The organism is Rhodospirillales bacterium (assembly GCA_016699855.1).
Taxonomy (GTDB): Bacteria; Pseudomonadota; Alphaproteobacteria; order Reyranellales; family Reyranellaceae.
On record CP064988.1, the window covers coordinates 297,453 to 314,820 of the forward strand.

Genomic DNA, 17,368 nt, shown 5'->3' on the forward strand with positions numbered 1-17,368 from the left:
TCGTCGCCGTAGACGCTGTCGTTCCCGGTCCCGCCGTAGACGGAATCGTCCTCTCCGCCGCCGTACAGGACATCGTCCAGATCGTCGCCGTACAGGGTGTCGCGGTCGGCGCCGCCGTATCCGAGGTCGAAGCCGTCGCCGCCGGACAGCGTGTCGTCGCCGGTCCCCCCGTCGAGGGTGTCGTCCTCGGCGCCGCCGTCGAGCGAATCGGCGCCGTCGTCGCCGGCGAGATGGTCGTAGCCGGCGCCGCCCGAGGCGGTGTCGTCCTCGCCGCCGCCGTAGATCGAATCGTCGCCGTCGTCGCCGAACAGCTGGTCGTAGCCGGCGCCGCCCGAGACGGTGTCGTTGTCGTAACCGCCATAGGCGGTGTCGTCGTCGTCAGCGCCGTCGAGGGAGTCGTCCCCGTCGTCGCCGTACAGCGCGTCGTAGCCGCGCCCGCCGTCGAGGCTGTCGGCCTCACCACCGCCGGAGAGCTCATCGTCGTCGTCGCCGCCGGACAGCGTGTCGAGGCCGTTCCCGCCCCACAGGCCGTCCCGGCCGCTATCGCCGTGCAGCGTGTCGTCGCCCTCCTCGCCGAGCACGGAGTCGTCGCCGTCCCCGCCGTAGGCCGCGTCGGCGTTGTCGCCGCCATGGAGGGTGTCGGCGTCCCCCTCGCCGCTGAGCGAATCGTCGCCTTCGCCGCCGTCGAGGGAATCGTCGCCCAGGCCGCCCGCGAGCGTGTCGTTCTCGGTGCCGCCGTCGAGCGAATCGCCGCCGCCGCCGCCGCTCAGCGTGTCGTCGCCCGAGCCGCCGGAGAGGGAGTCGTCGTCCCCGCCTCCGTCGAGCGAGTCCGCCCCGCCGCCGCCGGCCAGTGAATCGAGGCCGTCGTCGCCGGCGATCGAATCGTCGCCCTCGTCGCCGTGCAGCGAATCGTCGCCGCCGCCGCCGGCGACGACGTCGTTGTCGTCGCCGCCATACACGGTGTCGGCCCCGCCACCGCCGGTCGCGGTGTCGTCGCCCGTGTCGCCCTCGATGTAGGCGCCGGTCGAGGCCGTGGCGTCGAGCATGTCGTCGCCGATACCGCCGTAGAGCTGGTCGAATCCAGGGCCGGAACCGAGGCTGTCGTCGCCATCCTCACCATGGAGCGTGTCGTTGGCCCCGTCCCCGGCGAGACGGTCGTTCTCGCTCCCGCCGTAAAGCGTGTCGTAGCCGTCGCCGCCCGCGAGGTCGTCGTGGCCGGCACCGCCGTAGAACGTGTTGTCGAGGTAGACCGAGGAGACCGTGTCGTCGCCGGCGCCGCCGTAGACGACGCGCAGATCGAAGCCGCTATCGAGCGTGTCGTCGTAGTCGGTCGCGAACAGGGTCTCGACGGCGATGAGGGTGTCGACGTCGCCGAACGCCTCGGTGACGATGTTCGTCGATCCGCCGTACAGGGCCGGGACGCCGGTGCCGACGAGCCGGTCGGCGTTGGCGCGGTAGTCGACCACGTCCTCGTCGGCGCCGCCGTCGATGTAGTCCGAGCCCGGGCCGCCGTAGAGGGTGTCGCTGCCGGCGCCGCCGTCGAGCGAATCGTCGCCGTCGCCGCCGGCCAGCGTGTCGTCGCCGCCGGCGCCGGCGAGCGTGTCGCCGCCGCCGGCGCCGCGGAACACGTCGCCGTCGAGGGCGCCGCGCATCGTGTCGGCGAAGCCCGAGCCCTCGTACTCCTCGATCCCGGCGTAGGTGTCGACGCCACCGGAGCCGTCGCGGTTCTGCGACTGGTCGGCGAGGTCGACGACCACGCCGGCGGCGTCGCTGAAGAACGACACGATGTCGCGGCCGCCCATGCCGTCGATCAGGTCGCCGCCACCGCCGCCGACGAAGAACTCGTAGGCCGCGGCGGAGCCGCCGCGCAGCGTGTCGTCGAAGCGCGAACCGTGGGCCGCCTCGATGTCGACGAGGACGTCGGTACCCGTCGAGGCGCCACCCGAGGCGCTTCCCGCCCCGAGGTCGACCACCACGCCTTCGGCGGCCCTGCCGTAGTGGGCCATGTCGACGCCGTCGCCACCGTCGATATGGTCGTCCCCGCCATTGCCGGCGAAGTACTCGAAATAGCCGACATCCGGGCCGGACGGATCGTCGCTGCCGAAGAAGGTGTCGTCGAAATCGGAGCCGAGGACGCCCTGGACCCCGGTGAACGCGTCGGCGCCGGTGCGGTAGTCGCCGCTCGATCCACCTCGCCGGCGGCGGTGAACGTGACGGTCACCCCGGAGCCGGCGTTAACGTAGGAGATCGCGGTGAATCCATTGCCGACGACGGTGTCGTCGCCGGCCATGCCCTCGAACACGTTGAACCGCGGGTCGACCGCGGTGCCCGGTCCATTGGCCGCGCCGTCGCCGCCGGCGAATCCGGTGGCGTCGAACAGGTCGTCGACGATCGTGCCGCGCACGGCCTCGACCGAGATCAGCGTGTCGGTGCCGCTGGTCGCGGGGTCGCCGACGACGATGCCGGCGGCGAGATCGACGGAGATGCCGGCCGCGGGTACGCCGTCGAGGCTGTAGATCGCCTCGTCGAAGCCGGAGCGGCCGTCGATGCGGTCGTTCCCCCCGCGGCCCTCGAAGCCCTCGTAGTCGTCGTCGACGCCGCCGCTCAAAGTGTCGGCGAAACCCGATCCGCGGACCTGGTTGACGCCGTGGAAGCTGTCGACGCCCCCCAGACCGTCGCCGGCCGAGCCGACCACGAGGTCGACGGTGACTCCGATCGTGGCCGAGCGGTAGTCGATCCGCGTGTTGCCGTTGCCGACGACGGTGTCGTTACCGGCATCGCCCTGGAAATGGTTGAAATCGCCGCCGCCGACCCCGTTGGCGAAGGCCGAGGCGTCGAAGCGGTCGGCGAAGGACGAGCCGCGGAAGAAATTGACGTCGAACAGCGCGTCCGTGCCGACGCCGGCGCCGCTCGCGGTCCCGTCGCCGCCCGCGTCCAGCACGATCGTGACCGCGCCGGCCGCGTCCCAGTACTCGGCGCGGGTGTTGGTGACGCCGTCGCCGTGGATCCGGTCGTCGCCTCCGCCGCCGACGAAGCCCTCGAAATCCGCGCCGGAGCCGCCGTAGAAGGTGTCTGCGAAGGACGAGCCGCGGGCGCTTTCGATCCCGATCAGCACGTCGTTGCCGGCGCCGGCGCCGCCATACACCGTGCCGTTCGCGAGATCGACGACGACGCCGTTGGCGGTGCCCCGGTAGTCGGCGAAATCGTACTCGGCGAAGGCGTTGGGATCGTCGAGGTCGAATAGACCGCCGCCGATCAGCACGTCGTCGCCGCCGCCGCCGCGCAGGCCGTCGTCGCCGTAGCGGGCGTTGAGCGTGTCGGCGCCGTCCTCGCCGTCGAGGTAGTTGTAGCCCTCGTCGCCGCGGATGACGTCGTCGAGGAAGGAGCCGCGGACGTGCTCGATGGCGATCAGCCGGTCGATGTCGGCCCAGCCGTCGCGCGCCGTGCCGGCGTCGATGTCGACGTCGACGCCGGCGGTGTCGTCGATGTAGTCGACGAAATCGAAGCCGTCACCGCCGTCCAGCGTGTCGGCGCCCTGGCTGCTGACCAGCGAATCCGCGCCGCCGAACGCCTCGATCGTGTCGACCGCAGCCGTTCCCGGGAGCGTGTCCGCGCCCGCGCCACCCGTGATGATCGCCATAGCAGCCGCCGGCGGCCGCGCGGCCACCGCTCCCTCTCGGCGCGTTCCGACCCCCAAGTCGACACGCCACCCCACCCGATATTCTGAGTGAATAATCCCCTGCGGAGCAAATAGAATCCACGCGAGCGCCGCTCCTCCTCCGGCACCGACACGGACGCGACCGCGCTGTCGTCCACCGCGCCGGCCGGCGGCCACCGCAAAATCCCCTTGCAACGCTCGGAAACGTCTGCAAAAAACCGCGCGCTCGGACGGCACACGCCGGCCGTTCCGCCGATCCGGAGTAGCTCAGCGGTAGAGCAGGCGACTGTTAATCGCCTGGCCGGGGGTTCGAATCCCTCCTCCGGAGCCAATTCAAGGGCCGCTTCCCGCTGGAAGCGGCCCTTTTCCGTCCCGCCATCACGAACGGAGCGAAGCCATGCCGGGCCCGGAGACCAGCGAACGCATCGTCGCCGTCAACCGCCGGGTGGCGTTCCAAGGCCATTTCCGCATCGCCGAATACCGCTTCCGCCACTCGCTGTTCGGCGGCGGCGCAAGTGGCGAGATCAAGCGGGAGGTGTTCGAGCGCGGCCACGCCGCCGCCGTGCTGCCCTACGACCCGGCGCGCGACCACGTGGTGCTGATCCGCCAATTCCGCGCCGGCGCCCACGCCGCTGGACGCCACGCCTGGGTGTGGGAGACGGTCGCGGGCATCATCGAGGACGGCGAGACCGGCGCCGACGTGGCCCGCCGCGAGGCCCGCGAGGAGGCCGATCTGGAGATCGGCGAGCTGGTCGCGATGTGCGATTTCCTCGTCAGCCCCGGCGGCACGTCCGAGACCTGCGCGATGTTCTGCGGCCGGGTCGACGCCTCGGCGGCCGGCGGAGTGCACGGGCTGGCCAGCGAGGGCGAGGACATCCTCGTGCGCGCCTTCGATCTGGCGGAAGCCCGCGCGATGCTGGAGCGCGGCGAGATCGCCAGCGCCACCGGCGTGATCGGCCTGCAATGGCTCCTGCTGCACCGCGACGAGCTGCGCGCCCGCTGGCGGTGACGGCGTCGGTTTGCGTCCCCCTCCCTGCGCCGCTACCGTCGCGCTCATGCCCCGCATCGTCGTCGTCGGAAGCCTCAACATGGACCTGATCGTCCGCGCGCCGCGCCATCCCGCGCGCGGCGAGACGGTCATGGGCGACGATCTGCGCGTGCTGCCGGGCGGCAAGGGCCTCAACCAAGCGGTGGCGGCGGCGCGGCTCGGGGCCGAGGTCGAGATGGCGGGCCGGGTCGGCGACGACGATTTCGGCCGCCGCTTCCTCGCCTTCCTCGACGCCGAGAGGATCGTCCGCGACGGCGTGTCGGTGTCGCCGACGGCGCCAACCGGGGTCGGCATCGTCACCATCGCCGGCGGCGACAACGCCATCGTCGTGGCGCCCGGCGCCAACATGGAGCTGGCGCCGGCGCTGGTGGCGGCCACACGCTTCTCGGCCGGCGACATCTGCCTCGGCCAGTTCGAGGTGCCCGTGGAGACGACCGCCGCCGCCTTCGCCCGCGCCCGCGACGCGGCGCCACGACCATCCTCAACGCCGCGCCGGCGCGGGCGCTGCCGGAGGGGCTGCTGACGCTGATCGACACGCTGATCGTCAACGAAACCGAGCTGGCCGCGCTCTCGGGCGCCGCCGTCGCGGGCGACAGCGCGATGGCCGATATCGCCGCCGCCGCGCAACGCCTCGCCGACGGCCGCCGCGTGGTGGCCACGCTGGGCGCGCGCGGCGCGCTGGTGGTCGACCGCGAAGGCGTGCGCGCGTTTGAAGCGCGGCGTGTCGAGGTCGTCGATCCTACCGGCGCCGGCGACTGCTTCGTCGGCGCCTTCGCGGCTGGAATCGCGGCCGGGCTGGATTCCGGCGCCGCGCTGCGTCGCGCCAACGCCGCCGCCGCGCTGTCGGTGACGCGTCCCGGCGCCGCGCCGGCCATGCCGACGCCGGCCGAGCTCGACCGCTTCATGGCGGCCGTCGCTTGACGCGCGCCGCCCGTTCTCCCAGATCGTGACATCGACCAGGTTCCAGCGGAGCGCATGATGGACGTCCGGCGCGGATTTCTCGAGAGCATCGGCAACACGCCGCTGATCCGCCTGAAGGCGGCGTCGGAGGCGACGGGCTGCGACATCTACGGCAAGGCCGAGTTCCTCAACCCCGGCGGATCGGTCAAGGACCGCGCCGCGCTGGCGATCGTCGAGGACGCCGAGCGCAAGGGCCTGCTGCGCCCCGGCGGCACGATCGTCGAGGGCACCGCCGGCAACACCGGCATCGGCCTGTCGCTGGTCGGCAACGCCAAGGGCTACCGCGCGGTCATCGTGATGCCCGACACGCAGAGCCAGGAGAAGAAGGACATGCTGCGGCTATGCGGCGCCGACCTGCGCCTCGTGCCCGCCGTGCCCTACGCAAACCCAAACAACTACGTCCGCTATTCCGGCGCGCTGGCGGCCGAGCTGGCGAAGAGCGAGCCCAACGGCGCGATCTGGGCCAACCAGTTCGACAACACCGCCAACCGCGACGGCCACTACCGCACCACCGGCCCGGAGATCTGGACCCAGACCGACGGCAAGGTCGACGGTTTCACCTGCTCGGTCGGCAGCGGCGGCACCCTCGCGGGCGTCGGCATGGCGCTGAAGGAGCGCAGCGCGAAGGTCGTCGTGGCGCTGAGCGACCCGATGGGGTCGGCGCTGCACGGGTGGTACGCCCGCAAGGAGCTCAAGGCCGAGGGCAATTCGATCACCGAGGGCATCGGTCAGGGCCGCGTGACCGCCAATCTCGAGGGCGCGCCGATCGACATGTCGTTCCAGATCACCGACGAGGAGGCGCTGCCGATCCTCTACGACATGATCCAGGGCGAGGGCCTCGTGCTCGGTGGCTCGTCGGCGATCAACGTCGCCGGCGCCATGCGGCTGGCGCGCCATCTCGGCCCCGGCAAGACCATCGTCACGATCCTGTGCGACGGTGGCCAGCGCTACCAGTCCAAGCTCTTCAACCCCGAGTTCCTGCGCTCGAAGAACCTGCCGGTGCCCAAATGGATGGCGTGACCGCGAAGACCGAGGAGCTGTTCCGCGAGGACGCGTACCTGAAGATGTGCGAGGCCGCCGTCATCGCGATCGAGGACGGCGCCTACGTGCTGGATCGCACGGTGTTCTACGCCACCAGCGGCGGCCAGCCCGGCGACACCGGCTCGCTGAGCACCGCCGACGGCCGCATGGTCGTGGTGCGCGACGCCACCAAGGGCGCCGCCGGCGTGCGCCACGTGCCGGCGCCGGATTCGCCGGCGCTGGCGCCTGGCGAGATCGTCACCGCCGTCATCGACTGGGACCGCCGGCACCGGCACATGCGCATGCACACCGCGCTGCACCTCGTCTCGGCCGCCGTCGCGGGCGACATCACCGGCGCGCAGGTCGGCGCCGAGCGCAGCCGCGTCGACTTCAACCTCGCCGGCGAGGTGCCGACCAAGGAATCGGTGACCGAGGCCGTCAACAAGATGATCGCACTGGACCGCGCGGTGACCCCGCGCTGGGTCACGGACGAGGAGCTGGCGGCGCGGCCGGAGCTGGTGCGCAGCATGAGCGTGCGGCCACCGACCGGCATGGGCCGCGTGCGGCTGCTCGACATCGAGGGCATCGACCTCCAGGCCTGCGGCGGCACCCATGTCGCGCGGATCGGCGAGATCGGCCGCTTCGAGGTCGTGAAGATCGAGAACAAGGGCAAGAGCAACCGGCGCTTCATCGTCGCGCTGGCCTGAGACCGAGGAGACGACCGATGAGCCATACCCGCCCCGACGCGCTGGTGAGCACCGAATGGCTGGCGACGCGGCTGGACGCGCCCGACGTGCGCGTGGTCGACGGATCGTTCTACCTGCCGGCGCAGAAGCGCGACGCCAAGGCCGAGTACGCCGAGCGCCACATCCCCGGCGCGGTGTTCTTCGACATCGACGAGATATCGGACACATCGAGCGCGCTGCCGCACATGATGCCGCCGCCGGAGAAATTCGCGTCGCGGGTCCGCAAGTTGGGGCTCGGCGACGGCAACCGGATCGTGGTCTACGACGGCGGCCCGATGCCCGGCGCCGCGCGCGTGTGGTGGATGTTCCGCGCCTTCGGCCACAAGGACGTCGCGGTGCTCGACGGCGGGCTGCCGAAATGGCTGGCCGAGGGTCGGCCCGTCACCGACGATCCGCCGGCGCCGCGCGAGCGGCATTTCACCGCCCGGCTGGATTCCACGCTGATCCGCGACGTCGAGCAGGTGAAGCGCCTGGTCGAGGGCGGCGGCGAGCAGAGCGTCGACGCGCGCGCCGCGCCGCGCTTCCGCGGCGAGGTGCCCGAGCCGCGCCCGAACCTGCGGCTCGGCCACATGCCGGGCGCGCTGAACCTGCCGTACAACGAGCTGATCGATCCGAAGACCGGCTGCATGCTGCCGGACGCTGCCCTGCGCGCGCGCATCGCCGCCGCCGGCATCGATCCCGCGAAGAAGGTCACGGCGAGTTGCGGCTCGGGCGTCAGCGCCTGCGTCGTCGCGCTGGGCCTCTACCTCACGGGCGGGCGCGAGGCGGCGATCTACGACGGCTCGTGGACCGAGTGGGGCTCGCGCGAGGACACCCCGATCGTGACGAGCGGCTAAGTCGCCTAGAGCGACCTGGCCCTTGTCGGGCGGCCTTGTCGCGAACAAGTCGACGCGACCGCAGCCGGAGCATCGCCACGCGTCAATCGCCAGGACGTCCGCCCCCGCGTACCGGACGCCCGCCGGCGAGGCGACGCGCTGGGCCAAGGTCTTGCCGTCTCTGGTCGCGTCGCCGGGATGCCAGACAGAGACGAAGAAGCCGCCTAGCGTGGCCTCGGGCACGAACCCGATCTGCATCTCCGTCCCGCAAGCCGAACAGGTTGGTGTCGCCATCCCCAACAATCCTCCTCGCCGACCATGTGCAAGACTCTTGCGACCGGCGTTCGGCTACCACAGACGACGCTACTGTTGCGCCGCCATCGACGTCAACCGGTCGCCGGCCGACTGTTGGCGCCTCGACGGGCGGGTGACATATTGCGCGTCCGGCGGAAACACGGAGCGCGCAAGGCGATGAACACGAGAGTGACGGCGGCCCGCCACGGAGCCCGCCCGGCAGGTTTCTGATGCCGCTACGCGTCGACCACCACCCGCCGCCGCGCGCCGACGGCAAGTTGCCGACGGTCCTGACGTTCCTCGAGATGCGGACGCCGCCGTCCCGGCCGGCCGCGCCGGAGCGCCCGGCGCCGGAAGCCGAGCTGCGGCGGATCGTCGACGCCGACGTGGCGCTCAACCGCTACCTCTACGACGTCGTCGGCCGTCCGTGGCTCTGGTACGAGCGCAAGCTGAAGTCCGACGCCGAGCTGCGCGCCTATCTCGCCGATCCCGCCGTCGAGATGCGCGTGCTGTTCGTGGGCGGCCATGTCGCCGCCTACGCCGAGCTCGACTCGCGGTCCTGGCCGGATATCGAGCTGGCGTATTTCGGGGTGCTGCCGGACTTCATCGGCAAGGGCTACGGGCCGTGGATGCTCGACCGGCTCGCCGACATCGCCTGGTCGCGCAAACCCTCACGCTACTGGGTCTACACCAATCTGCTCGACCATCCCAAGGCGCTCGACCGCTATCTGCGTTCGGGCTTCGCGATCACCAGGCGCGAGGACGCGCTCTACGACGATCCGCGCGTGCGCTGGCCGGAGCAGTATCCATGGACGCCGCCGGTAGCCGGTGGAACCCGCAGCTGGCGGATGCCATAGTGCCCGCGACGCGCATTCGAGGACATCACGGACGATGAGCAGGAAGAAGAAGTTCACGCGGCTCGACACCATCATGGCCGTCGCCGGCCGCGACCCCGAGGGCAATTTCGGCATCGTCAACCCGCCCGTCTACCACGCCTCGACGGTGGTGTTCCCGACGGTGGCCAAGCTGCACGACCGCGTGCCGTTCGAGGGCGTCAGCTACGGCCGCAACGGCACGCCGACGCAGTTCGCCCTCGAGGACGCCTTCGCCGAGCTGGAGGGCGCGCACCGCTGCGTCGCCGTGCAGTCGGGGCTGGCGGCCGTCACCGGCGGCATCAGCGGCTTCCTGAAGGCCGGCGACCATATGCTGGTCACCGACAACGCCTACGGGCCGACCCGCAAATACGCCGACGGCTTCCTCGCCCGCTTCGGCGTCGAGACGACGTACTACGATCCGATGATCGGCGCCGGCATCGCGGCGCTGATCCGGCCGAACACCAAGGTGGTGTTCGTCGAGGCGCCAGGCTCGCAGACCTTCGAGGTCCAGGACATCCCCGCGATCGCGGCCGCGGCGCACAAGGCGGGCGCGGTCGTGATCATGGACAACACCTGGGCGACGCCGCTGTTCTTCCGGCCGTTCGAGAAGGGCGTCGACGTCACGGTGCATGCGGGCACGAAATACGTCGTCGGCCATTCCGACGCCATGCTCGGGCTGATCAACTGCAAGGACCGCGCGACGTTCGAGACGGTCAAGAACGCCTGCATGCTGTTCGGTTTCCACTGCGCGCCGGACGACACCTATCTCGGCCTGCGCGGCCTGCGCACCATGGGCGTGCGCCTGCGCCATCACGAGAGGAGCGGCCTCGAGCTGGCGCGCTGGCTCAAGACGCGGCCGGAGGTCGACAAGGTGCTGCACCCGGCCCTGCCGGACTGCCCCGGCCACGAGATATGGAAGCGCGACTTCACCGGCTCGTCCGGGCTGTTCGCGTTCACGCTGAAGGGCGAGTGGAGCGACGAGGCCGAGGCGCGCATGCTCGACGGTCTCGCCATCTTCGGCATGGGCTACAGCTGGGGCGGCTACGAGAGCCTGATGATCCCCGGCCATCCCGGCCAGTTCCGCTCGGCCGTGCCGTGGGACGACAGGAAGCGCATCTACCGCGTCCATATCGGCCTCGAGGATGTCGAGGATCTGCGCCAGGACCTCGCCGAGGCGCTGGACCGGCTGAAGGCGAATGCCTGACGCGGACGGCATCCGCATCGAGATCGAGGATCCCGGCCGGCCGGACGTCGTCGCCGCGTTGCGCGCCGCCGATTCCTGGTACGCCACGCTCTATCCGGCCGAGAGCAACCATCTGGTCGATGTCGAGACGCTGCGGACGGTGGACGTAACGTTCCTCGCCGCACGAGACGGCGACGGCGCTCTGCTCGGCTTCGGCGCCATCGCCGCGCGCGGCGGCTACGCCGAGATCAAGCGCATGTACGTCGATCCCGCCGCCCGCGGCCTCAAGCTCGGCCGCCGCCTGCTGGAGCGCCTCGAACGCCACGCCGTCGACGGCGGGTTCGCCATCGTCCGGCTGGAGACCGGGATCAGCCAGCCCGAGGCGATCGGTCTCTACCGGAGCGCGGGCTACCGCGACATCGCCCCGTTCGGCGAGTACCGACCCGATCCGTTGAGCCTGTTCATGGAGAAGTGGCTGACGTAGACGCCCGCCGCCCCGCCTACGCCCGCCCGGCGGCTAGGCAGGGACCGCAGGTGCCGGCGATCTCCAGCGTCATGTGGGCCGGCGCGAAGCCGTGGGCGCGGGCGCCCGCCGCGATGCTCTCGGCCAACGAGTCGTCGTGCAGCTCGCGCGCGTCGCCGCAGCGGTGGCAGATCAGGAAGAAGCCGCGGTGCGCCTCGCCGGGATGGGCGCAGCCGACGAAGGCGTTCAGCGACTCGACGCGGTGGACGAGTCCGTTCTCGAGCAGGAAGTCGAGCGCGCGGTAGACGGTCGGTGGCGCCGACCCCAGCCCCTCGGTGCGCAGCGTCTCGAGAATGGCGTAGGCGCCGACCGGCTTGTGGCTGGCCCACACCAGCTCGAACACGCGCCGGCGCAGATCGGTGAACCGCGCGCCGCGCTCGCGGCAGACCCGGTCGGCCAGCGCCAGCGCGTCCTCGACGCAATGCGCGTGGTCGTGCGGCGCGCCCTGCGGATGGCGCGCGGCGCCGCCGGCCGGCGTCGCGGCGACGCGCTTGGCCCGGCGGGCGGGCGTGGCCATGGTGGAATGCCGCGTCGACGCGCGCCGTCAGCGCCGTGGCGGCAGGGAGGCGCCGTCGTCGAGCCGCAAGCGGCAGCCGCAAGCGGGGCAGTCGACCACCGCGAGGGCCGGCGGTGGCGCCTTGCCGTCGAGCGCGGCGCGGGCGTCGGCCAGGATGCGCTCGTGGTCGGCGTTGGCGCCGCAGGCGGCGTTCAGAAGCTCGCGGGTCTTGGCGTCGGGCTCGACCAGCGTGATCGCGGCGGCTCGGCGGCCGAACGCGGCCAATCCGGCCGCGGCCAGCAGCGCGCCCCCGCCCCAGACGAGCGTCCGGCGGCGCGTCGCGGACGACGGATCGGCCGATGTGGTCGCGGCCACGGCGACGGCGGGACGACGGCGCATGGGCGCCTCCTCGTTGTCATTCGCTGATGGCGGGACTATACGCCGGGCCACCGGCGGCGCCAATGGCGACCGGCGGCCCATCCACCGGCGTTCCGCCCGGCTCCGTCCGGCCGGCCGACGCGGGAGCGCCCGACATGACCGCGACCACGACGACACCCGCGACCGATTCCGCCATCGCCGAGGCGCTGGTGGCGATCCGTTTCGACGCCCAGGGGCTGGTCGCCTGCGTCGCGCAGCAGCACGACACGGGCGAGGTGCTGATGATGGCGTGGATGAACCGCGACGCGGTTGAGGAGACACTGCGCACGGGCCGCGTCTGCTACTGGTCGCGCTCGCGCGGCAAGCTGTGGCGCAAGGGCGAGGAGTCGGGCCACGTCCAGACCCTGCGCGACCTGCGGATCGACTGCGACGGCGACACGCTGCTGGCGCTGGTCGAGCAGGAGGGCGTCGCCTGCCACACCGGACGGCACAACTGCTTCTTCCGGGCGTTGCGCGGCGGAAATCTGGCCGAGATCGCACCGGTGCTGGTGCCGCCGGAGAAGATGTATGGCGGCTGAGGCACGGGCGCCATCGTTCAACGACCGCCGCCGGGCGCTGCGCGCGCTCGTATCGGCGCCGGGCGCGACGCCGGCGATGGGCGCCACCGATGCGTTGAGCGCGCGGCTGATCGAGGCGGCCGGCTTCGGCTGCGTCTACATCGGCAGCTACGCTACCGCCGCCAGCCGCTTTGGCCTGGCCGACACCGGCCTGCTGACGCTCGACGACATGGTGGCGCAGGCCCGCACCATCGTCGACGCCACGACGCTGCCGGTGGTCGCCGACGCCGAGGGCGGCTTCAACGACGCGGCCAATATCTGGCGCACGGTGCGCGCGTTCGAGCGCGCCGGCGTCGCCGCGATCCACATCGAGGATCATGCCTTCGGCAAGCACGCCGACGTGCCGCAACGGCTGCACACCGCCACCGCCGTGGCCGGCCGCATCCGCGCCGCCGTCGACGCGCGCGAGGATCCCGACATGTTGATCGTGGCGCGCAGCGACGCGGCGTGGGCGACCGGCGACATCGACGAGACCGTGCGGCGCCTGGCGCTCTACGCCGACGCCGGCGCCGACATGGTGTTCCCCACCATGGTGCCGCCGCCGGCGCTCAAGGCGATCCGGAATCGACTGACGCGGCCGGTGATGGTGGTCGACTCGCCGGGTTTCACATTGGCGGACGAGACCGCGGCCGGCGCCGACATCGTGCTGTACTACGGCTTCGCCGCGCTGATTCACTACGACGCATTGACGCGGGCGCTGGCGCGCTTCAAGAGCGTCGGCGACGCGGGAGCGGTGCCGGGCGCGCGCGACCGCACCGCCGAATTCGAAGAGTCCCTGGGTTACGCCGCGTTCGCCGGGCGCGCGCGCAAGTACGGTGCGGAAGAAGAATGAACGAAGCTTTGACGCGACGGTCCGGCCCCTCCCCGGACCCTCGCGGCGCGGTCTCAGGCGCGATGGCGCGACGGACGATGCTGTTCGCCGGAATCGCCACCACGGTCGCGGCCTGCGAGAGCATGCCGCCCTGGCTGGGCGGCCGGCGCGGTCCCCGCCCGATCGTCGCGCCGCCGCAGGTCGAAAAGCTGCTCGCGTGGCTGCGCGCCGAGGGCCGCGACACGGTGCTCGATCCGTCGGCGCCGCGAATCATGGGCTTCGACAACGGCAACCAGGACATCCCCGTCAAACAGCTCGCGGCGGAGGGGCCTGACGGACGCTACGTCGTCAGCCTGTTCCGCGCCCGCGGCCGCGAGCAGCTGATCTTCCACCGCCGCCAGCGCGACACGCTATATTTCCATCTCGCGGCGGTCGATCTCACCCGCGCAGGCAGCGCCTCCTTTCCGCGCAACGGCGCCCCGAGCCGCATGGCCGACTCGATGGCGCCGCTCGATTTCGACCTCCAGACCCGTTTCTGGATCGACGCCGCGGCCCGCCGCTAGCCGTCGCCACTCGACCCCGGGCGCCGCGCGTGTGATCCTGCGGGGCGTCGTCAAACCGAGGGAGCGCGTGGTGGCCGGCGGAATCTCGATCCATGTCGTCGACGTCAGCCGCGGCGTGCCGGCGCACGGCCTCCGGGTGGCGCTGCGCCGGTTGTCGGACGGCGCCGTCGCGACGCTGTTCGAGGGCGCGGTCGACGCCCGCGGCCTGCTGCCGATGCCGCCCTCGATCGGCGACACGCCGCAGCCCGCCGGTGTCTACGAGGCGGTGTTCGCGATCGGCGCCTACTACCGCGCGCGCGATCCCGCGGCGGCGACGCCGGCCTTCGTCGAGGACGCGACGTTCCGCTTCGGCATCGCCGAGCCGTCGCAGCACTACCATCTGCCTCTCAAGATGACGGCGTGGGGCTATTCGCTGTTCCGCGGCGGCGCCTAGGTCCGCCCTCGCGCCGATGTGAACCGCCGGACGCTGACGCCGGGATCGCCGCGTGCGAGATTCCAAGGCGCCGCCGGCCGCTCCGGCCGGCCTCGACAGGAGATCGCGCGATGCCGGTTCCCGCGGGCCGTTTCGTCTGGTTCGAACTGATGACCACCGACCAGGCGGCCGCGAAGGCGTTCTACGCCGCGGTCGTCGGCTGGGGCGCGATGGACGCGCCGATGCCGGGCATGACCTACACCATGTTCACCGCCGGCGGGACGCCGATCGGCGGGCTGATGGACCTGCCCGAGGACGCGCGCAAGGCCGGCGCGCCGCCGTCGTGGAGCGGCTACGTCGCGGTCGACGACGTCGACGCGGCGGCCGCGAAGGCCGCGTCGCTCGGCGGCGCCGTGCACGTGCCGCCGACCGACATCCCCGAGGTCGGGCGCTTCGCCGTCGTCGCCGACCCGCACGGCGCGGCGCTGGCGATGATCAAGCTGTCGAGCCCGGACCAGCCGCCACCGCCGCCGGGCACCGCCGGCCGCGTCGGCTGGCACGAGCTGCTGGCCGGAGACCGCGAGACGGCGTTCGCGTTCTACGCCGCCATGTTCGGCTGGACGAAAGCCGACGCCATCGACATGGGCGAGATGGGCATCTACCAGCTGTTCGCGGCCGGCGGCGAGGTGATCGGCGGCATGTTCACCAAGCCGCCGATGATTCCCGTCCCCTTCTGGCTCTACTACGTCAACACCGGCGACATCGACGCCGCCGCCAAGCGCGTCGGCGAGGCCGGCGGCAAGATCATGATGGGGCCGATGGAGGTGCCTGGCGGCGACTGGATCGTCCAGGGCATGGACCCGCAGGGCGCCGCCTTCGCGCTGGTCGGCAAGCGCGGGTGACGATCAGGCGTGGATTCCGATGGATCGCCCGCGCCCGTCATCCCTGGCGGCGCTCGGGATGACAGGAGCGGCCGGCGCGCGTCGGGTCGAGGGTCTAGTTGAGCTTGGCGCCCGACGCGATCACCGCCGGCTTGAAGTCGGCGACCTGCCGCGTGACGAAGGTCGTGAACTCGGCCGGCGTCATCTTCGACGACACGATTCCAAGCTCGTTGAACCGCGCCGCCACTTTCGAATCGGCCAGCGTCTCAAGCACGGCCTTGTTGAGCCTGGCGACGGCGGCGGCCGGCATACCGGCGGGTCCGGAGACGCCGATGAAGTTCTCGGCCACCAGCTTCGGATAGCCGAGGTCGCCGACCAGCGGCACGTCGGGCGCGATCGCCGGCCGCGTCGTCGAGGTCAGCGCCAGCACCCGCAGCTTGCCGTCCTTGGCCAGCGTCCACACCTCGGGGAACGCGTTGATGGCGATGCCCAGCTGGCCCGCCATCATGTCCTGGAACATCGGCGCGGCTCCCTTGTAGGCGATGTGCTCCATGTCGAGGCCGAGCTGGCTCTTGAACATCTCGCCGACGATGTGGCCGATCGAGCCGGCGCCGCCGGAGCCGAACGGCACCGGCTTGCCCTGCGCCTTGATCCACGCCACCAGCTCCTTCATCGACGTCACCGGCATCGAAGGGCTTACCGCGAAGGCGTTGGCCATCGACGCCAGATGGGCGACGTGGGTGAAATCCTTCACCGGGTCGTAGGGCGGCGTGTCGAACAGGAACGGCGCGATCGAGATCGGCGCGCTGTTGGCGATCAGCAACGTGTGGGCGTCGTCGCGCGCCGACAGCATCGAGCGCACGCCGATCGTGGTGCCACCCCCGGGCCGGTTGTCGACGATCACCGTCTGGCCGAGCCGCTCCGTCAGACCGGGCGCCACCAGCCGCGCGACGACGTCGCTGATACCGCCGGGCGGGAACGTGACCACCAGCTTGAGCGGCCGGGCCGGCCATTCCTGCGCCCGCGCCGCGCCCGGCGCGACGGCCAGCGCGCCCGCCGCCGCGATGATGCTCCGACGTCCATACATAGGGTATCCTCCTTGGTGGTCAGAACGCCGCGCGGAACTCCGCACCGTCGCGACAAGCGAGATTCGTGCCAATGCCGCGCCATTACGCGGTCGAAGCCGTATCAGCTCCCGCGATAGGTGGCGTAGCTCCACGGCGTCGCCAGAAGCGGCACGTGGTAGTGGCCCTCGGCCTCGGCGACGCCGAACCGCAGCGGCACGACGTCGAGGAACGGCGGCTCCGGCAGTTCCAGGCCGCGCGCGGCGAAATAGGCGCCGATCGCGAAAGTCACCTCGTAGCGGCCGATCGGCAGCGGCCGGCCGCCGATCAGCGGCGCGTCCGTCCGTCCATCGGCGTTGGTCTCCATCCGCGCGACCACCCGCGGCGCGCCCGAGTCGGACAGCTCGCGCAGTTCGACCGCCACGCCGGGCGCGGGCTGGCCGAGATGGGTGTCGAGCACGTGGGTCGAGAGCCGCCCATGGACCCCGGTCACACCCTCGACGCGGGTGTCCAGACGCAGCGCCACGATGCGGTCGATCTCGCCCAGCGCGGTGTCGAACTCGACCGGCGCGGATTGCGCGAGGCGCCGCTCGAACGTCGCGAGGATCGAATCGCGGCTATGGCGGCGGACGCAGACGATGAAAGGGAAGCCGAATTTACGCCGGTAGGCGTCGTTGAGGGCGTGGAACCGCGCGTAGCCGGCCTCGGTCAGCGAATCGAGCCCGGCGCCGGCCTGCTCGGCGACCGAATCGTCCGTCATGTCCCCGGCGCGCGCGGCCTTCCCGGCGAGATCGGGATGGCCGGCGACGAACGCGGTCTGTCGTTCCACCGGCGCGGCGCGGATCGCGGCCCGCAGCGCCGCCCGCAACGCGTCGACCGACGCGAACGGCCGTCGCGCCGCGGCCGCCGAGACGATCCACGTGGCGTTCTCGCACACCTCGCCCAGCGCCGCCGTGAAGGCGGCGGCGTCCATCGAGTTGAGTTCGGCAAGCGTCAGCTTCCGTGCGGATTCCATGGCCGCCTC

At 71.7% G+C, this 17,368-nt stretch carries 17 protein-coding genes, 1 tRNA gene and 4 pseudogenes; 14 read left to right on the top strand and 8 right to left on the bottom strand.

The window, feature by feature from the left end; translation table 11 throughout:
• Window positions 1-227 precede the first annotated feature (227 nt).
• The 4 genes and pseudogenes from IPK81_01360 to IPK81_01375 all read right to left on the bottom strand — a co-directional run bounded on the left by IPK81_01360 (window position 228) and on the right by IPK81_01375 (window position 3,640).
• Window positions 228-527 (bottom strand): annotated as a pseudogene (locus tag IPK81_01360) (calcium-binding protein).
• Window positions 528-1,046, bottom strand: a pseudogene (locus IPK81_01365) (calcium-binding protein).
• A gap of 48 nt (window positions 1,047-1,094) precedes the next feature.
• Window positions 1,095-1,490, bottom strand: a pseudogene (locus IPK81_01370) (calcium-binding protein).
• 320 nt (window positions 1,491-1,810) lie between these two features.
• Window positions 1,811-3,640 carry a hypothetical protein gene (locus tag IPK81_01375; GenBank protein QQS12955.1) on the bottom strand — a complete coding sequence of 610 codons (1,830 nt, stop codon included), beginning with the start codon at window positions 3,638-3,640 and terminating at the stop codon, window positions 1,811-1,813.
• Between the two features lie 274 nt (window positions 3,641-3,914).
• Between IPK81_01375 and IPK81_01380 the strand changes: the two genes are divergently transcribed.
• The 9 genes and pseudogenes from IPK81_01380 to IPK81_01420 all read left to right on the top strand — a co-directional run bounded on the left by IPK81_01380 (window position 3,915) and on the right by IPK81_01420 (window position 11,083).
• A tRNA-Asn gene (locus tag IPK81_01380) sits at window positions 3,915-3,989 on the top strand.
• 66 nt (window positions 3,990-4,055) lie between these two features.
• Window positions 4,056-4,667, top strand: coding sequence for an NUDIX domain-containing protein (locus IPK81_01385; protein QQS12956.1), 612 nt, complete (start codon window positions 4,056-4,058; stop codon window positions 4,665-4,667).
• A gap of 46 nt (window positions 4,668-4,713) precedes the next feature.
• Window positions 4,714-5,627 (top strand): annotated as a pseudogene (locus IPK81_01390) (ribokinase).
• Between the two features lie 57 nt (window positions 5,628-5,684).
• On the top strand, window positions 5,685-6,686 hold the full coding sequence (locus IPK81_01395; GenBank protein QQS12957.1) for a cysteine synthase A: 1,002 nt from the start codon (window positions 5,685-5,687) through the stop codon (window positions 6,684-6,686).
• Complete coding sequence (locus tag IPK81_01400) at window positions 6,674-7,393, top strand: alanyl-tRNA editing protein (protein ID QQS12958.1); 720 nt, start codon at window positions 6,674-6,676, stop codon at window positions 7,391-7,393. Before IPK81_01395 ends, IPK81_01400 begins: the two co-directional genes overlap by 13 nt.
• Window positions 7,394-7,410: 17 nt before the next feature.
• Window positions 7,411-8,268: a 3-mercaptopyruvate sulfurtransferase gene (gene sseA, locus IPK81_01405; GenBank protein ID QQS12959.1), complete on the top strand. Its 858-nt coding sequence runs from the start codon at window positions 7,411-7,413 to the stop codon at window positions 8,266-8,268.
• A gap of 503 nt (window positions 8,269-8,771) precedes the next feature.
• On the top strand, window positions 8,772-9,398 hold the full coding sequence (locus tag IPK81_01410; protein QQS12960.1) for a GNAT family N-acetyltransferase: 627 nt from the start codon (window positions 8,772-8,774) through the stop codon (window positions 9,396-9,398).
• A 34-nt stretch (window positions 9,399-9,432) separates the two neighbouring features.
• Window positions 9,433-10,620: a cystathionine beta-lyase gene (gene metC / locus IPK81_01415; protein QQS12961.1), complete on the top strand. Its 1,188-nt coding sequence runs from the start codon at window positions 9,433-9,435 to the stop codon at window positions 10,618-10,620.
• The gene (locus IPK81_01420; GenBank protein QQS12962.1) at window positions 10,613-11,083 is read left to right on the top strand and encodes a GNAT family N-acetyltransferase; all 471 of its coding nucleotides are present in this window, start codon (window positions 10,613-10,615) and stop codon (window positions 11,081-11,083) included. The genes metC and IPK81_01420 overlap by 8 nt, the downstream gene beginning before the upstream one ends.
• 16 nt (window positions 11,084-11,099) lie before the next feature.
• Here the strand turns inward: IPK81_01420 and IPK81_01425 are convergent, their stop codons facing one another.
• Together IPK81_01425 and IPK81_01430 are read right to left on the bottom strand one after the other, a co-directional pair.
• Window positions 11,100-11,639, bottom strand: coding sequence for a transcriptional repressor (locus tag IPK81_01425; protein QQS12963.1), 540 nt, complete (start codon window positions 11,637-11,639; stop codon window positions 11,100-11,102).
• A gap of 27 nt (window positions 11,640-11,666) precedes the next feature.
• On the bottom strand, window positions 11,667-12,017 hold the full coding sequence (locus IPK81_01430; protein QQS12964.1) for a hypothetical protein: 351 nt from the start codon (window positions 12,015-12,017) through the stop codon (window positions 11,667-11,669).
• A gap of 134 nt (window positions 12,018-12,151) precedes the next feature.
• Here IPK81_01430 and hisI point away from each other — a divergent pair, with 134 nt between their 5' ends.
• From hisI to IPK81_01455, 5 genes are all read left to right on the top strand, one after another.
• Entirely contained in the window at window positions 12,152-12,574 is a 423-nt protein-coding gene (gene hisI, locus IPK81_01435; GenBank protein QQS12965.1) for a phosphoribosyl-AMP cyclohydrolase, read from the top strand.
• Entirely contained in the window at window positions 12,564-13,445 is an 882-nt protein-coding gene (locus IPK81_01440) for an isocitrate lyase/PEP mutase family protein (protein ID QQS12966.1), read from the top strand. Before hisI ends, IPK81_01440 begins: the two co-directional genes overlap by 11 nt.
• Before the next feature lie 77 nt (window positions 13,446-13,522).
• Window positions 13,523-13,987 (top strand): hypothetical protein, encoded by a 465-nt coding sequence (locus IPK81_01445; GenBank protein QQS12967.1) that lies wholly within the window; start codon window positions 13,523-13,525, stop codon window positions 13,985-13,987.
• A gap of 70 nt (window positions 13,988-14,057) precedes the next feature.
• Window positions 14,058-14,420 carry a hydroxyisourate hydrolase gene (locus tag IPK81_01450; GenBank protein ID QQS12968.1) on the top strand — a complete coding sequence of 121 codons (363 nt, stop codon included), beginning with the start codon at window positions 14,058-14,060 and terminating at the stop codon, window positions 14,418-14,420.
• A 110-nt stretch (window positions 14,421-14,530) separates the two neighbouring features.
• On the top strand, window positions 14,531-15,301 hold the full coding sequence (locus IPK81_01455) for a VOC family protein (protein ID QQS12969.1): 771 nt from the start codon (window positions 14,531-14,533) through the stop codon (window positions 15,299-15,301).
• Window positions 15,302-15,395: 94 nt separating this feature from the next.
• Here the strand turns inward: IPK81_01455 and IPK81_01460 are convergent, their stop codons facing one another.
• Both IPK81_01460 and uraD read right to left on the bottom strand, forming a co-directional pair.
• Window positions 15,396-16,367: a tripartite tricarboxylate transporter substrate binding protein gene (locus tag IPK81_01460; protein QQS12970.1), complete on the bottom strand. Its 972-nt coding sequence runs from the start codon at window positions 16,365-16,367 to the stop codon at window positions 15,396-15,398.
• Between the two features lie 101 nt (window positions 16,368-16,468).
• Window positions 16,469-17,359, bottom strand: coding sequence for a 2-oxo-4-hydroxy-4-carboxy-5-ureidoimidazoline decarboxylase (gene uraD / locus IPK81_01465; GenBank protein ID QQS12971.1), 891 nt, complete (start codon window positions 17,357-17,359; stop codon window positions 16,469-16,471).
• Window positions 17,360-17,368 lie beyond the last annotated feature (9 nt).

Coding starts and splice junctions, on each gene's coding strand:
- sseA (QQS12959.1), top strand. CDS start 7,411: ATGAGCCATACCCGCCCCGACGCGCTGGTGAGCACCGAATGGCTGGCG.
- IPK81_01375 (QQS12955.1), bottom strand. CDS start 3,640: ATGGCGATCATCACGGGTGGCGCGGGCGCGGACACGCTCCCGGGAACG.
- IPK81_01425 (QQS12963.1), bottom strand. CDS start 11,639: ATGGCCACGCCCGCCCGCCGGGCCAAGCGCGTCGCCGCGACGCCGGCC.
- metC (QQS12961.1), top strand. CDS start 9,433: ATGAGCAGGAAGAAGAAGTTCACGCGGCTCGACACCATCATGGCCGTC.
- IPK81_01400 (QQS12958.1), top strand. CDS start 6,674: ATGGATGGCGTGACCGCGAAGACCGAGGAGCTGTTCCGCGAGGACGCG.
- IPK81_01410 (QQS12960.1), top strand. CDS start 8,772: ATGCCGCTACGCGTCGACCACCACCCGCCGCCGCGCGCCGACGGCAAG.
- IPK81_01445 (QQS12967.1), top strand. CDS start 13,523: ATGCTGTTCGCCGGAATCGCCACCACGGTCGCGGCCTGCGAGAGCATG.
- IPK81_01460 (QQS12970.1), bottom strand. CDS start 16,367: ATGTATGGACGTCGGAGCATCATCGCGGCGGCGGGCGCGCTGGCCGTC.
- IPK81_01395 (QQS12957.1), top strand. CDS start 5,685: ATGGACGTCCGGCGCGGATTTCTCGAGAGCATCGGCAACACGCCGCTG.
- IPK81_01420 (QQS12962.1), top strand. CDS start 10,613: ATGCCTGACGCGGACGGCATCCGCATCGAGATCGAGGATCCCGGCCGG.
- hisI (QQS12965.1), top strand. CDS start 12,152: ATGACCGCGACCACGACGACACCCGCGACCGATTCCGCCATCGCCGAG.
- IPK81_01385 (QQS12956.1), top strand. CDS start 4,056: ATGCCGGGCCCGGAGACCAGCGAACGCATCGTCGCCGTCAACCGCCGG.
- uraD (QQS12971.1), bottom strand. CDS start 17,359: ATGGAATCCGCACGGAAGCTGACGCTTGCCGAACTCAACTCGATGGAC.
- IPK81_01455 (QQS12969.1), top strand. CDS start 14,531: ATGCCGGTTCCCGCGGGCCGTTTCGTCTGGTTCGAACTGATGACCACC.
- IPK81_01430 (QQS12964.1), bottom strand. CDS start 12,017: ATGCGCCGTCGTCCCGCCGTCGCCGTGGCCGCGACCACATCGGCCGAT.
- IPK81_01440 (QQS12966.1), top strand. CDS start 12,564: ATGGCGGCTGAGGCACGGGCGCCATCGTTCAACGACCGCCGCCGGGCG.